Annotated in this window: 13 protein-coding genes; 3 read left to right on the top strand and 10 right to left on the bottom strand. The window is 66.8% G+C overall.

Features of this window, described 5'->3' with window-relative positions:
* Position 1: 1 nt before the first annotated feature.
* Positions 2 to 757, bottom strand: coding sequence for a class I SAM-dependent methyltransferase (locus LTV02_RS07900; protein WP_233039353.1), 756 nt, complete (start codon positions 755 to 757; stop codon positions 2 to 4).
* A 250-nt stretch (positions 758 to 1,007) separates the two neighbouring features.
* Between LTV02_RS07900 and LTV02_RS07895 the strand changes: the two genes are divergently transcribed.
* On the top strand, positions 1,008 to 2,252 hold the full coding sequence (locus LTV02_RS07895) for an MFS transporter (protein WP_233039352.1): 1,245 nt from the start codon (positions 1,008 to 1,010) through the stop codon (positions 2,250 to 2,252).
* Here the strand turns inward: LTV02_RS07895 and LTV02_RS07890 are convergent.
* The 9 genes from LTV02_RS07890 to uraD all read right to left on the bottom strand — a co-directional run bounded on the left by LTV02_RS07890 (position 2,241) and on the right by uraD (position 11,674).
* Complete coding sequence (locus tag LTV02_RS07890) at positions 2,241 to 3,347, bottom strand: XdhC family protein (RefSeq protein WP_233039351.1); 1,107 nt, start codon at positions 3,345 to 3,347, stop codon at positions 2,241 to 2,243. The two genes, LTV02_RS07895 and LTV02_RS07890, sit on opposite strands and share 12 nt — an antisense overlap.
* 2 nt (positions 3,348 to 3,349) lie before the next feature.
* On the bottom strand, positions 3,350 to 4,795 hold the full coding sequence (locus tag LTV02_RS07885) for an NCS2 family permease (protein ID WP_233039350.1): 1,446 nt from the start codon (positions 4,793 to 4,795) through the stop codon (positions 3,350 to 3,352).
* A 128-nt stretch (positions 4,796 to 4,923) separates the two neighbouring features.
* Positions 4,924 to 7,257 (bottom strand): xanthine dehydrogenase family protein molybdopterin-binding subunit, encoded by a 2,334-nt coding sequence (locus tag LTV02_RS07880; RefSeq protein ID WP_233039349.1) that lies wholly within the window; start codon positions 7,255 to 7,257, stop codon positions 4,924 to 4,926.
* Positions 7,254 to 8,606, bottom strand: coding sequence for an 8-oxoguanine deaminase (locus LTV02_RS07875; RefSeq protein ID WP_067712863.1), 1,353 nt, complete (start codon positions 8,604 to 8,606; stop codon positions 7,254 to 7,256). The genes LTV02_RS07880 and LTV02_RS07875 overlap by 4 nt, the downstream gene beginning before the upstream one ends.
* Positions 8,603 to 9,076, bottom strand: a complete 474-nt coding sequence (locus tag LTV02_RS07870; protein ID WP_067712866.1) for a (2Fe-2S)-binding protein — start codon at positions 9,074 to 9,076, stop codon at positions 8,603 to 8,605. Before LTV02_RS07870 ends, LTV02_RS07875 begins: the two co-directional genes overlap by 4 nt.
* Positions 9,076 to 9,948: an FAD binding domain-containing protein gene (locus LTV02_RS07865; protein ID WP_067713568.1), complete on the bottom strand. Its 873-nt coding sequence runs from the start codon at positions 9,946 to 9,948 to the stop codon at positions 9,076 to 9,078. Before LTV02_RS07865 ends, LTV02_RS07870 begins: the two co-directional genes overlap by 1 nt.
* A 17-nt stretch (positions 9,949 to 9,965) precedes the next feature.
* The gene (pucL, locus tag LTV02_RS07860) at positions 9,966 to 10,838 is read right to left on the bottom strand and encodes a factor-independent urate hydroxylase (RefSeq protein WP_233039348.1); all 873 of its coding nucleotides are present in this window, start codon (positions 10,836 to 10,838) and stop codon (positions 9,966 to 9,968) included.
* Positions 10,839 to 10,841: 3 nt separating this feature from the next.
* Complete coding sequence (uraH, locus tag LTV02_RS07855; RefSeq protein WP_233039347.1) at positions 10,842 to 11,141, bottom strand: hydroxyisourate hydrolase; 300 nt, start codon at positions 11,139 to 11,141, stop codon at positions 10,842 to 10,844.
* Positions 11,138 to 11,674, bottom strand: coding sequence for a 2-oxo-4-hydroxy-4-carboxy-5-ureidoimidazoline decarboxylase (uraD, locus tag LTV02_RS07850; protein ID WP_233039346.1), 537 nt, complete (start codon positions 11,672 to 11,674; stop codon positions 11,138 to 11,140). Before uraD ends, uraH begins: the two co-directional genes overlap by 4 nt.
* A gap of 161 nt (positions 11,675 to 11,835) precedes the next feature.
* Here uraD and LTV02_RS07845 point away from each other — a divergent pair, with 161 nt between their 5' ends.
* A complete protein-coding gene (locus LTV02_RS07845) occupies positions 11,836 to 13,344 on the top strand; it encodes a PucR family transcriptional regulator (RefSeq protein ID WP_067712876.1) in 1,509 nt (502 codons plus the stop codon).
* Positions 13,345 to 13,565: 221 nt separating this feature from the next.
* Positions 13,566 to 13,934 carry an effector-associated constant component EACC1 gene (locus LTV02_RS07840; RefSeq protein WP_233039345.1) on the top strand — a complete coding sequence of 123 codons (369 nt, stop codon included), beginning with the start codon at positions 13,566 to 13,568 and terminating at the stop codon, positions 13,932 to 13,934.
* The last annotated feature ends 27 nt before the right edge of the window (positions 13,935 to 13,961 follow it).

Here is a 13,961-nt window from a genome sequence, read left to right as displayed (position 1 = left end):
CCTACTCCGCATACAGAACGAAGAACAGAAAACACAGGAACCGCGTCCCGGTGCGCTCATCGAACAACTCCGGAAACACCTCCCGCGCACCGGGCAACGCCGCCGGCTCACTGATCACCCCGATCCGAAACCCCGCCTCGGCGAACGCGTCCGTCATCGCATGCAACGGCCGATCCCAGAAACTCAACCGAGCCGTCTGCCCACCCATGGTCCACTCGTCCACCCGGTTCCGAGTCTCGAAGTAGTTGGTCTCTTTCCCCTCCAGCCGCTGCCCCAGAAAATTCGCGAACGGATGCTCCACCGACACGATCAACCTGCCGCCAGGCACCAGAACCCGCCGCAACTCCCCCAACGCCGGCCCCCAATCCTCCAGATAGTGCAACACCAACGACGCCACAACATCATCGAACGCCTTATCCGAAAACGGCAGCGGCTCACCCAAATCCCCGAACCGCAAATCCACCTCGGGTCCGAGCCGCCGCCGAGCCAGCTCCAACATCCCCCCACTCGAATCCATCCCCGTCATCACCGCCCCACGATCCCGCAACTCCCCCAGCACAACCCCGGACCCGCACCCCACATCGAGAATCCGCCGCCCAGCCACCTCCCCGGCCAGCTCCAAAATTGCAGGCCGGTTGTAATACAAGTGCAGCAACCCACTCTCGTTCTCAGCGTCATACCCCTCGGCAATGCTGTCGTAGGCACTCGCCCGAACCCCATCGACAGCACGCGCAGAACCTTCAGGAAGTGAAGTCATACAACTCATCCTGCCGTGGCTCGCCGGTGCGCCGCCTTCAACGGAGGGAGAATTTCATCGGATCGAGGGGACGTCACCTGGTCGGTACAGCCCGTCGACCAGCGACAGCTCTCCGGACTCCCACAGCTCATCGACTATCCCCATGCGTTCACTATGAGGCGCAAAACCCTTGCGAGCCAAGCCGATATCGTGATTGCCTCGGACGGGTCCGTGTGTGGCGCAGGCGTCGGGGGTTTCGAGAGGAGTTCTCGTGTCCATCCAGAGCGGTACCGCCTTGCAGGTGGGCTATCGGCCGGCGTTGTGGTCGGTGCGGTTGATGTTCCTGCTCTCCGGTTTGCTCTTCGCCAGCTGGGCAGCGCGAATACCGACGGTCAAAGACAGCGCCGGACTCGATGACGCCGGGCTGGCCATCGTGTTCGCCGGGTTGAACATCGGGGCGATCGCCGGATTGCAGCTGGGCAAGTACGTCACGTTGGGGTTCGGAAGCAGGGCGACACTTCGGGTCGCGGTGCCCGTGTTCGCGGTGTGCCTACCGGGTCTGCTGTTGGTGCCCAACCGGATCGGATTGACCATTGCCGCAGTCATTTTCGCGATGACGAACAGCGTCGTGGACGTGGCGATGAACGCCCACGGCGTCGCGGTCGAGAAGCTGAGCGGCCGTTCGCTGCTGTCCGGCATCCACGCCTACTTCAGTCTCGGACTGGTCGGCGGTTCCCTACTCGGTGCGGCCGCCGAACGAGCGAATCTCTCACTAACGCTGCACTTTTGGATCATCGCACTACTCGCGATCGCCATCGCGGCCATACGCACCCGCAAACTACTACCGTCAGCCGTCGACCGTGTCGGGCAGGAAGCCACCGAACCGAGCAACAACCGCCAGTGGCCCACCCGCTTGCTCATCCTCGGCCTACTCGCATTCGCCGTCGCCCTCATCGAGGGCGCCGCGAACGACTGGTCAGCCGTCTACCTCCGCGACGAAACCCGTTCCAGCGGAACAACCGCCGCCATCGGATTCGCCATCTTCGCGATCGGCATGACCTTCGGCAGACTACTGGGCGACCACCTGGTAGCAACCTTCGGCCGCGTCCGCCCCTTCCTCGCCGGCACTCTCACCGCCGGCATCGGCTTCGGAACAGCCCTCCTCATCGGCGGCACCATCCCAGCCCTGATCGGCCTGGCCCTACTAGGCTTCGGCATCTCCTTCACCCTCCCCCTCACCTTCTCCGCCGGCGGCGACCTACCGGGCATCCCCACAGCCCGCGCAATAGCCAACATCTCCATCCTCGGCTACTGCGGCTTCTTCACCGGCCCAGTCCTCATCGGCTTCATAGCCCACCACTGGAGCTTGACCACCGCCCTCACCATCCCCGTCGCAATCGCCCTCCTAGCCGCCCTCGGCTCCCGCGCCCTCGCAGTTCCGGGCACGCGAAAGTCCTCTCGGCCCCCTCATGGCCGAGAGGACTCTTCGGGTCCCCGGAAGTGGTTATGCGGCTGACATTTCCACGGTGTCGGGGATTTGGATGGTGGGGGTGGGGATGGTGTCTCGGTGGATGGGGCCGGGGTTGGTGGTGAGGGGGTGGCCGGTGCCGCCGCGGCGGGTGGCCACGATCTCGGCGGCGATGGAGACGGCTGTCTCCTCGGGTGTACGGCCGCCGAGATCGAGCCCGATGGGTGAGCGGAGCCGCGCCAGTTCGGCCTCGGTCACCCCGGCTTCGCGGAGACGGGACAGGCGGTCTTCGTGGGTGCGGCGGGAACCCATGGCGCCGACGAAGGCCACCGGGAGGCGGAGGGCCACTTCCAGGAGGGGGACATCGAATTTGGCGTCGTGGGTGAGTACGCACAGGACCGTTCTGGCGTCTACGTGGGTTCGGGACAGGTAGCGGTCGGGCCATTGGACGACCACTTCGTCGGCTTCGGGGAAGCGGGCCCGGGTGGCGAAGATGGGGCGGGCATCGCAGACGGTGACGTGGTAGCCGAGGAACTTGCCGATGCGGGCCACGGCGGCGGCGAAGTCGATGGCGCCGAAGACGATCATCCGCGGTAGGGGAACCGAGGATTCGATGAAGACGGTGACTTCGGCATCGTCGCAGCCGATGGTGCGCAGGCCGGTGGCGCCGGCGTCGAGCATGGCGCGGGCTTCGGCGAGGACGGTGGGGTGGAAGGCTTCACCTTCGGTCCACCAATCACCCAGGGCCACAGCCTTTCCGGTGTGCACGTCGCGGACCAGGGTCGCGGCCCCTTCGGCCCGCAGCATCGCCCCGATGGCGGCCCGGTTGAGCGCGGTCACCGGCTGCACCAGCACTTCGATGGTGCCCCCGCAGGTCAAGCCGACCGCGAAGGCGTCGGCATCGCTGTAGCCGAAGGTTTCGCGCAGGGTCTCCCCGGTGCGCAGCGCCTCGCGGCACAGCTCGTAGACGGCGCCCTCGACGCACCCGCCGGAGATGCTGCCCACCACGGTGCCGTCGGTGTCGACCGCGAGGGCCGCGCCGACCGGCCGGGGTGCGCTGCCGCCGATGGAGACGATCGAGGCCACGGCGTAATACTTCTGTGCCGCATGCCATTCCAGGAGTTGTGCCGCGATGTCGCGCATGATTACCCTCCGAGCACCAGTTCGATGGCCGAAATACCGAAGTAGGCGGCGAAGACCACGCTCACCACGCCTACCAGCCAATGGATTTCGCGGAACTTGCCCCGCGCGGCCTTGATCACCACGTAGGCGATGAGGCCCGCGCCCACACCGTTGGTGATCGAGTAGGTGAACGGCATCAGCGCGATGGTGATGAACGCCGGGACCGCCACCTCCAGATCCGACCAGTCGATCTTGCGGGCCTGGGTCATCATCAGCGCGCCCACCAGCACCAGGGCCGGCGCCGCGGCCTGGATCGGCACCACGGCCGCCAGCGGGGTGAAGAAGATCGCCGCGCAGAACAATCCGCCGGTGACCACCGAGGTGAGTCCGGTACGAGCGCCCTCACCGACACCCGTAGCCGATTCCACGTACACCGTGGACCCCGCGCCGCCGCTCGCGCCGCCGATGATCTGCGCGACGCCGTCCACGGTCAGGATCTTGCCCATGCCGGGCACGGTGCCCTTCTCGTCGGTCAGCCCGGCCTCGTCACAGACGCCGAAAACCGTTCCCATGGCATCGAAGAAGCCGGTCAGCACCAGGGTGAACAGCACCACGCTGGCGATCAGCCCGCCGGCCCGGGCGAACCCGCCGAACAGGTCGATATTCAGCATGAGCCCGAAATCCGGTGCCGCGAAGAACTTCGACGGCGCTTCGGGCACCACGGTCCCCCACGCCTTGGGATCGATGGTCGCCCAGGCGTTGATGGCGATGGCCAGCACCGTCGAGATCAGGATGCTGATCAGGATCGCGCCCGGGATCTTGCGGATGAACAGCGCCAGCATCACCAGCAGCCCGACCGCGAAAACCACCACGGGCCAACCCTGTAGATGCCCGTCCACGCCGAGCGTGACCGGCGGCCCGCCCGCAGCGCCGTGCCCGACCACGCCCGAGGAGACGAGGCCGATCATGGCGATGAACATGCCGATCCCGACGCCGATGGCGTTCTTCAAAGACAGCGGAATCGCATTGATGATCATGGTCCGCAGCCCGGTGGCCGCCATGATCACGATGACGATGCCCATCAGCACCACCAGGCCCATGGTCTGCGCCCAGGTCATGTGCGGGGCCGCCTGATACGCGACCACCGGGACCACGCCGAGACCGGCGGCCAGGGCGAGGGGAACGTTGCCGACCAATCCCATCAGGACGGTGGACAATCCGGCCGAGAAAGCGGTTGCTGTAGTTAGCTGGGCGATGCTGAGCTTGCTGCCGTCCACATCGGTGACGCCGCCCAATATCAGCGGGACCAGCAATATGACATACGCCATAGCGACGAATGTGGTTATGCCGCCGCGCACTTCACGCGATACAGTGGATTTGCGCTCGCTGATGTGAAAGAAGCGATCCAGTGCCGACCGGCTGGGAGCCGTGGTAGCTGTGGCGGTCTTCGGGGACTGAACTTGGGTCATGGCTGCCCTCCTAAGGGCGTAGCCGACCTACGCTCGGAAGTTGCACCTTCCGAGCGCGGACTCGGTGTTCTGTTGTGGGGTCCCTACCGTGATCCGCCCTCTCGCGAATCACGGTCTGCCCCTGTTGATCAACTGTTCCGGATGATGTCTTCCGGTCGTACCGGCACCCGGGTGATGTTCCCGGTGCCGCCCCGCTTGCGGCAGGCGTCGCGAATGGCCGCGGCGATGGCCGGCGTGGAGGAGAGCGTCGGCGGTTCACCCGCGCCGCGCAGACCGTACGGTGCGCGCGGATCGGGCAGTTCGAGGATCTCCAGCTGCTGCGGGGGCGTGTCGAGAATGGTGGGAATCAGATAGTCCGTGAAGGACGGGTTCCGCACCTTGCCGTTGGTTACCTGAATTTCCTCCATAACTGCCAGCCCGAGGCCCTGAATGGAGCCGCCGTGGATCTGACCTTCCAGCGCGAGCCGGTTCATGATCTTGCCGACGTCCTGGACCGCGTCCAGCGCAACGACTTTCACCAGTCCCAGTTCGGTGTCGACGTCCACCACGGCCCGGTGCACGCAGACCGCGAGCTGGGTGTGGCTGTCGCCCTGGCCGGTGACCGGATCCATCCGGGTGGTCGGCTGATGGTGGTATTCGCGGGTCTGCTCGATGACCTGATCGCCGAGCACGTCGGCGATGGCGGCCAGCACTTCCCCGCTGTCGGTGACGATCTTGCCGCCGACCAGTTGCAGGAAACCGTGGCTGCCCAGCTGGTTCCGGGCCAGGACGAGGAGTTCGTCGCGCACGGCCTGGCAGGCAGTCATCACCGCGCCGCCGGTCATATAGGACTGCCGGGACGCCGAGGACGAGCCGGAACTGCCCACCGCATTGTCGGCCGGATGGATGACCACCCGTTCGATGCCGAGCTCGGTGCGCGCGATCTGCGCCTCAATGGTGATCAGGCCCTGGCCGACCTCCGCGGCCGCGGTGTGCACCAGCGCGACCGGTTCACCGCCGATGACCTCGAGGCGCACCCGCGCGGTGGAGTAATCGTCGAACCCCTCGGAGAAGCAGATGTTCTTGATGCCGACGCCGTAACCGATGCCCCGGTACACACCCTCGCCGTGGGTGGTCTGCGACGCCCCGCCCGGCAGATTGCGGATATCCGAACTGTCCACGGCCGCAGGCAGTTCCATGTCCTTGAGAGTGTCCAGCATGTCCGCGAGCGGCGTCGGCGCGTGCAGCACCTGACCGGTGGCGAGCTTGGATCCCTCGGAGACGGCATTGATCTGGCGCACCAGCACCGGATCCAGTTCGAGCGTCTCGGCGACCTTGTCCATCATGGATTCGTGCGCGAAACACGCTTGCACCGCACCGAATCCGCGCATGGCCCCGCACGGCGGGTTGTTGGTGTAGACGCCGTAGGTGTCGATCTCGAGATGCGGGATCTCGTACGGCCCGACGGCCAGTGAAGCGGCATTGCCGACCACGTTCTGGGTGGCCGAGGTGTACGCGCCGCCGTCCAGCACGATGAGCACCTTGGCGTAGGTGATCTTGCCGGTGGCGGTGACCCCGTACTCGTACCGCATCTTGGCCGGATGGCGATGCACGTGCCCGAAGAAGGATTCCTCGCGGTTGTACATCATCTTGATGGGCTTGCGGGTGCGCATGGCGAGCATGCCGGCGTGGATCTGCATCGAGATGTCCTCGCGCCCACCGAAAGCGCCGCCGATTCCGGCCATGGTCATGCGGACCTGGTCCTCGCGCAGACCCAGGCAGGGCAGGATCTGCGACAGGTCCCAGTGCAGCCACTGGGTGGCGACGTAGAACTCGAGCGACCCGTCCTCGGCCGGAATGACCAGGCCCGATTCGGGTCCCAGGAACGCCTGGTCCTGGATGCCGACCTCGTACTCCTCGCTGACCACGACGCTGGCCAGTTCCCGGCCGACATTGATATCGCCCAGGCGCACCGGCTGGTAGCGGGTGATGCCGCCGCGCTCCTGCACCTTGAGCTCGTCCGGATTCTCGATGACCGCCATCGGATCGACGATCGGTTCGAGCAGCTCCCATTCGATCTCGATGAGTTGCGTTGCCCGCCGGGCGATCTCGGGGTGATCGGCGGCGACCAGGGCGATGGGTTCGCCGTGATGGCGGACCTCGCCGAAGGCCAGCACCGGCTGATCCCAGGTGTGGTCGAGCCCGTACACCTTGCGGCCCGGCACATCCTCGTGGGTGAGGACGGCGTGCACGCCCGGCAGGGCCAGCGCCTTGGTGGTGTCGATGCTGAGGATCTTGGCGCGCACGTGCGGGCTGCGCAGGGTCGCGCCCCAGAGCATGCCGTCGATCCACAGATCCGAGGTGTAGGCGAATTCGCCCTTGACCTTCAGGTTCCCGTCCGGCCGCAGCGGGCTCTCGCCGACCCCGCCCTTGCCGGGCACCGCGACCTCGTGCGGGAAGTTGGTGGTACGAAAGGTGGTCATCGTGCCTCCTGACGCATGATGCGCTCGCGTGCCGCGACGCCGTTGCGCCCGACCTGATCGTGCGCGACCGTCTTGAGTTCGTCGTTCGCCACGACGGTGTTGCCGCCGACGAGCAGGCGCGCCAGCGGCGGCTGCGGGCCGAAGACCAGCGAGCACACCGGATCCTCGAGGGCGGCGCGGAAGCCGTCGACCCGCCAGATGGCGATATCGGCCAGCTTGCCGGGTTCCAGGGAGCCGATCTCGTTCTGCCGCCCCAGGTTTCGCGCACCGCCGAGGGTGCCGATCTCGAGGGCCTGGCGCGCGGTGAGCGCCTTGGGGCCGTGCACGGCGCGCTGGAACAGCAGGGCCTGGCGCATCTCCCCCGCCATGGAGGTGAGCTCACTGGAGGCCGCGCCGTCCACGCCGAGGCCGACGGGCGCGCCGGCGGCGAGCAGATCCATCACCCGGGCGATGCCGGCGCCGAGCCGGGCATTGGAGCTGGGGCAGTGCGCCGAGCCGGTGCCGGTGTCGGCGAAACGGCGAATATCCTTGTCGTGCAGGTGCACCGCGTGCGCGAACCACACGTCGTCGCCGAGCCAGCCGATCTTCTCCATGTATTCGACCGGGGTGCAGCCCATCTGCTCGAGGCAGTGCTCTTCCTCGTCGAGGGTTTCGGCGAGATGGGTGTGCAGGCGCACGCCGTGCTGCCGGGCCAGCTGCGCCGATTCGACCATGAGCCGCTCGCTCACCGAGAACGGCGAGCAGGGCGCGACGGCCACGCGCAGCATGGAATCGAAGGACGGGTCGTGGTACTTGCGGATGATCTCCTCGGTATTGAGGAGGATCTCTTCCCGGTTCTCGACGACCTCGTCCGGCGGCAACCCGCCCTGGGACTGGCCGCGATCCATGGACCCGCGGCACGGGTGGAACCGGACGCCGATCTCGCGGGCGGCCCGCACCTCGGCCTCGAACAGATCACCGCGGCCCTTGGGGAACACGTAGTGGTGATCGGTGGAGGTGGTGGTGCCGGTCAGCGCCAGCCAGCCCAGACCCGCCGACGCGGCGCCATAGACCACTTCGGCGTCCATGCTGGCCCACAGGCGGTACAGCCCGGTCAGCCATTCGAAGAGGGTGGCGTCCTGGTACAGGCCCTGGGTGGCCCATTGGTAGAGGTGGTGGTGGGTGTTGACCAGACCTGGGGTCACCAGGCATCCGGTCCCGGAGAGGCGTTCGGCTCCCACCACCGTCGGCGCGGGTCCCGCGCCGAGGGCTTCGATGCGACCGTCGTCGCCGACGATCAGGTAGCCGTTCGGGATTTCGTCCCCGACTACCGGTGCGATGTAAGCGTTCTCGATTACAAGCTTGGTCATTGTCCTGCCGCCTTCCGCTCAGCCGCGAGCCGTACGGCGTCCAATACTTTCTCGTATCCGGTGCAGCGGCAGAGGTTTCCGGCGAGCGCCTCGCGGATCTCGGCATCGGACGGGTCGGGTACGCGTTCGATCAGGTCGTGCGCCTGCACGATGAGACCCGGGGTGCAGAAACCGCACTGGACCGCGCCGGCTTCGACGAAGGCCTGCTGCATGGGGTCCAGGCGTTCTCCGTTCGCCAGGCCCTCCACGGTACGGACCGAGCGCCCCTGCACCTGACCGGCCGCGACCAGACAGGAACAGACCGGGGTGCCGTCCAGATAGACGGTGCAGGAACCACATTCGCCCTGCTCGCACGCGTTCTTGGAACCGGGCAGGCCCGCGCGCTCACGCAGCAGGTACAGCAGGCTCTCCCCTTCCCAGACGTCGTCGGCGATCTGCTGGGCGCCATTGACGGTGAATTCGACCCGCATCAGGCCGCCCTCCTCTCAGCGATGTAGTCGTTCCAGGCCCAGCCCAGCGTGCGGCGCGCCATCACCGACAGCGCGTGCTTGCGGTAGTCGGCGGTACCGCGCACATCGTCGATGGGCTTGGCCGCGGCGGCGACCAGCACGCCGAATTCGCGAGCGAGCTCCTCGCTCAGCGGGGCCGGGTTGTCCCAGGGCAGGTTCTCGGCCAGGAAGTCCTGGGCCGCGACGGGGCGCAGCGGGGTGGGGCCGGCCGAACCGATCCCTGCCCCAACGGTTTTGGTGTCCGTGTGCAGCGCGATACCGAAGGAGCAGACCGCGATGACCATGGCATTGCGGGTGCCGACCTTGGAGAAGTACTGCGGCCCGGTGGCCGGCCGCAGCCAGATGGCGCGGATCAGCTCGTCGGGTTCGAGCGAGCTCTTCTTGACCCACACGTAGTAGTCGTCGATATCGATCATGCGGGTGCCGCGCGCCGCCGATTCCACCTCGACCACCGCATTGGTGGCCAGCAGCGCCGGATGCGCGTCACCGGCGGGCGAACAGCCGCCGAGATTGCCGCCCACCGTGCCGCGATTGCGGATCTGCGGCGAGCCGACCGTGCGCGAGGCCTGAGCCAGGCCCGGCAGCCGGTCCGCGTACCGGTTGATGATCTTCACGTAGGGCACGCCGGAACCGAGCCGGATGCGTCCGTCGCTCTGCTCCTGGACGGTGAACAGTTCCCGGCACGGGTTCAGGTCGAGCAGCGCGCCCGGCCGGTGCCGGTCGAAGTTCAGCTCCACCATCACATCGGTGCCGCCTTGGATCGGCACCGCTTCCGGCCGTTCGGCTTTCAGCGCGAGCGCATCGGCCCAGCTCGCAGGTTGCAGGAAATCCATCGCCATAACTCCCGTAGTCAGTCCCACGCCGGTCCGGCGGACGGGACATCGCGCACCACCGTGCCTTCGATGAGCCCGTAGGGACGGTCGGCCGCCCAGAACACCTCGTTGTCGTTGATCAGCCCGAACGGGGTCAGATCCACCTCGAAGTGGTGCTTGTTCGGCAGTTGCAGCTTGACCTCGACGATGCCCGGCACCGCCTCGAGCACCCGCTCCCCCATCGCGTACAGGGTCTGCTGCAGCGACAGGCTGTGGGTGTCGGCGAAAGCCTGTAGCAGGCAACGCTTCACGACCTCGTAGGACTTGTCCCATTCGGCGTCGGTGCCCGCGTGCCGCCACTGGGCGTTGACCTCGGTGGCCAGCACCCGGTCGCGGGTCTCGCGCAGGGTGGTGTACTTGTCCTTGATGAAGCCGTGGAATTCCGAACCGGTCGAGTTCAGGACGGTCATGTCCTTCAGACCACTGACCACCCAGGCCTGCTTGCCGTCGTAATGCACCAGCGCCGTACGGGTTTCGCGGCCGGACCGCACGAACGAGTGCGGGTGGCTGTTGAGCCCCACCACATTGCGCTCCCACTCGTATTCCTCGAGTTCGATGCGCGCGTGGTCGATGGTCGGCTGCGAGTCCACGAAATGCCGGGCCAGGCGCAGGCCGAAATCCTCGGGCGAGGCGATGCCGTGCTGCTTGGCGAAGGCGAACACCGTGTTCTTCTGGGTGTCGGTCGGCAGCACGGCGGCATTGTCGCCGGTCAGGTGCACGTCCGCCATGTCACCGGACAGCGCCACGCCCACGTTCAGATCCCGGATCTGATGCTTGCCACCGCTTTTGGTGACCCGCACGACGCGGGTCTCCGCCTTGCCGTAACGGTTGGGACCTAGCTTGATCGACATGGTTCAGCTACCTCGATAGGTGGAGAAGGAATAGGGACTCAGCAGCAGCGGGACGTGATAGTGCTCCGCCGGATCGGTGACCCGGAATTCGATGGTCACCGTGGGGTAGAAGGGGCTGATCTCGCCGGTGTCGAAGATCAGCCGGTGCACTCCGGCCTCGGGGGCGGGCAGATCCTTGATCCGGCCGTCGGCATCGGTGCGAGCCTCGACGAGCACTTCCCCGCCGGCGGCCTCGAGTCGCACCGCGAGCCCCTCGGCGGGCCGCCCGGTCGCCGCGTTCAGCACGTGCGTGGACAAACTCATAAGAGCCCCAGCAGTTTCCGGATGCGCAGCACGGTGATCTCGGCGAGTTCGCTTCGCACCACGGCTCTTTCGTCCTCGATCGAGTTGTGCAGGCGGCGGTGCAGGGCGTCGAGCATCTCGGCGGCGCTGCGACCGGTCGCCCGGATCAGGAAGACGTGGCCGAAATGTTGCTCGTAGGCCAGATTCCGGGCCGCGATCTCGGCGAGCACCTCGGGATCGGCGGTGGCGGCACCGGACTGCTCCTGCTGCGACCACTGCGCCTCACGCTCGCTCAGACCGGCCGAATCCGCTTCCGCCCGAGCCGCTTCCGCTCGCTCACCGATGCGCGGATGCGCCGCCAGCGCTTCCTCCACATCCATCCAGGCCAGTTCCCCGACCCCCGACCTGGCGGCCTCCACCAGACTCGACTCGTCCGCGTACGGCCTGTTCGCCACCATTTTCCGAGCCCAGACCCGCGACGCGCAGCACGTCAGCAGCTGCGTCTCGGCCTCCTCCAGCGGCAGCGACCCGAGCCATTCCAGGCGACCCGACATCCGACCTCCATCCGTTGCTTGCTGCCGGTAAGTACACCCGTCAGCGGCATCCGGCGGCAGGGACGAGACCTCCGAACCTGTGGCCTGCTTCACACCCCCGTGTTCGTACTAACCTCCAAGCTCGGTAACCATCGCGTCATGCACTGTTAGCCTCAGCAATCATGCGGTTGCATTCCCTGCTCGCCATGACGGATCTGGGCCTGACGCTCGTTACCGGGGAGGACGAGCTCGATCGATTCGTCAGATGGGTCGTCACCACCGATATGGCCGACCCCGGCCGGTACCTGTCCGGCGGGGAGCTGGTGCTCACCGGTATGCAGTGGCGGCGCGATCCCGCCGACAGTGAAACGTTCGTGGCGGCCCTGGCTAAAGCCAAGGTCGCGGGCCTGGCCGCGGGTGACGCGCTCTACGGCGAAGTGCCCGCCGATATCGTCGACGCCTGTAAGAAACACCGAATCCCGCTGTTCCGGGTGCCCGAGCACATCGCTTTCGCCACCGTCACCGAGACCGTCAACCGGAACCTGTCCACCGGTCGCGCGGCCGATCTGACCGCGATTCTGGACCGGCACCGGCAGCTGGTGTCCGGCGGCGGCCTGGATTCGGTGCTCGATCTGATCCATCGCACGCTCGGCACGCCCTGCTGGGTGGTGACCTCGACCGGCCGGGTCGTCGCGGGCGCCAGCAAAACCCTCCCCGACCAGGTGCGGGCCGCATTGCTGACCGCGCGGCGGCTACCGCATGTGGTTTCGCACGAGAACACCCGGTACTCACTGTTCGCGGTGGATCCGGACCGCACCTCGCGGATCGCGGACTGGTTCGTGGTGTTCGAAAGCGATCACAAAGATTGGGCCGAGGAGCGCCGGGCGCTCACCAGCGAACTCGCGGCGGTCGTCTCCCTCGAACGGGCGCGGCAGGACGATCGGCAGAGCGCCGAGGGGCGGCTGGCACAGGAACTGATCGAGCTCATCGTGTCCGACGCCAAGCCCGCCGAGATCATCTCGCGGCTGGAGCTGACCGGGCTCGGGCTCTCGGACCGGTATCTGGCGGTGGCGGCGACCGCGGATTCCGGGCAGGTGCGGCCGGGTGAATTGCGGGCCGTGCTGCGCGAAATCCTTTACGGCGCAAGCCCGGCCGCGGGCGTGGTGGACGGCGAGGCGATCGTGCTGGTGGCCCTGGGCGACACCACCGACCTCGACGACCGGATCCATCGCGCCATCGAAGCGCTGCAACCGGGATTGCAGGGCAGCCGGCTCGCGGTCGGCATCAGCGGCGAGGCCGACGGCGAAGGACTGCGCGGCGCGGTCGAGGAAGCCCGCTACGCGCGCCGGATGGCCGCCGAACGCCCCAACCCCACCAGTGTGGTCCGCCACGACGAACTGGCCACCCACATGCTGCTGCTGGCCAGCGTGCCCGACGAGGTGCGGCGGATGTTCCGGGTGCGGCTGCTCGATCCCCTGGCCACCTACGACAAGGACAATCGCAGCGATCTGGTCCACACCCTCGAAACCTTCCTCGAGGTCTCCGGTTCGTGGACCAAATGCGCGGACCTGCTACACCTGCACGTGAATACGCTGCGCTACCGGATTCAGCGCATCGAGGAACTCACCAACCGCGACCTGTCCCGACTCGAGGACCGCGTCGACTTCTTCTTGGCCCTAGCCCTCCGCTGACCCCGCCGAGCAATTGCCGGATGGTCAGGAACCACTGCTTCCTGTAAAGGTCGGAAGGGCGCCATGGCTGCCCAAAATCGCGAGGCGGATGCGCTCGTACGGGTCAAAGCGGCGGGCGGTATAGCCGTCAAAACGTTCCCGAACCACGGAAGACCGGACAGCGTATGGTCTTCTCACCCGATTCCGTGTCGGACGACGCGCGGCGCGGCAGGATGGATGCCATGCCGGAAGCTAAGGGCCAGTTGACTATCCGTACCAATGGCAGCGCCGATGACCTGTTCCAGCTCCTCGAGTGGTTCAACAACGAGGACGAGCTGAGAGGGCGAGTAACACTGCCCCCGAACAAGTTTCGCCCCGGCCAGATGGGCGATCTGTACGATGTTCTCGTCGTTGCGGTCGGCGCGGGCGGCATCGCTCCCGCTCTAGCCCGCTCATTGACAGCCTGGTTCACCGTGCGCCGATCCGACATCGCGATCACCCTCAAGCTCGACGACCGCACCGAGATCACCGTGGACGCCAAGCGGATCAATACACCAGAGGTAACACAAGCGTTGCAGAGCATGCTCGAACGCCCCGGCGACCCGCAGTGACCTCAGCGATGACGCGTCGGGCAGCTC

Source organism: Nocardia yamanashiensis (assembly GCF_021183565.1).
GTDB lineage: Bacteria > Actinomycetota > Actinomycetes > Mycobacteriales > Mycobacteriaceae > Nocardia > Nocardia yamanashiensis.
Note: the sequence above shows the minus strand (reverse complement) of the source record. Positions and strands in the feature narration are given on the sequence as shown.

Bases quoted from the DNA above. Each gene is read 5' to 3' on its own strand.
- LTV02_RS07900 (WP_233039353.1), bottom strand. From the start codon at position 757: ATGACTTCACTTCCTGAAGGTTCTGCGCGTGCTGTCGATGGGGTTCGG.
- LTV02_RS07890 (WP_233039351.1), bottom strand. From the start codon at position 3,347: ATGCGCGACATCGCGGCACAACTCCTGGAATGGCATGCGGCACAGAAG.
- LTV02_RS07885 (WP_233039350.1), bottom strand. From the start codon at position 4,795: ATGACCCAAGTTCAGTCCCCGAAGACCGCCACAGCTACCACGGCTCCC.
- LTV02_RS07880 (WP_233039349.1), bottom strand. From the start codon at position 7,257: ATGACCACCTTTCGTACCACCAACTTCCCGCACGAGGTCGCGGTGCCC.
- LTV02_RS07875 (WP_067712863.1), bottom strand. From the start codon at position 8,606: ATGACCAAGCTTGTAATCGAGAACGCTTACATCGCACCGGTAGTCGGG.
- LTV02_RS07870 (WP_067712866.1), bottom strand. From the start codon at position 9,076: ATGCGGGTCGAATTCACCGTCAATGGCGCCCAGCAGATCGCCGACGAC.
- LTV02_RS07865 (WP_067713568.1), bottom strand. From the start codon at position 9,948: ATGGATTTCCTGCAACCTGCGAGCTGGGCCGATGCGCTCGCGCTGAAA.
- pucL (WP_233039348.1), bottom strand. From the start codon at position 10,838: ATGTCGATCAAGCTAGGTCCCAACCGTTACGGCAAGGCGGAGACCCGC.
- uraH (WP_233039347.1), bottom strand. From the start codon at position 11,141: ATGAGTTTGTCCACGCACGTGCTGAACGCGGCGACCGGGCGGCCCGCC.
- uraD (WP_233039346.1), bottom strand. From the start codon at position 11,674: ATGTCGGGTCGCCTGGAATGGCTCGGGTCGCTGCCGCTGGAGGAGGCC.
- LTV02_RS07845 (WP_067712876.1), top strand. From the start codon at position 11,836: ATGCGGTTGCATTCCCTGCTCGCCATGACGGATCTGGGCCTGACGCTC.
- LTV02_RS07840 (WP_233039345.1), top strand. From the start codon at position 13,566: ATGCCGGAAGCTAAGGGCCAGTTGACTATCCGTACCAATGGCAGCGCC.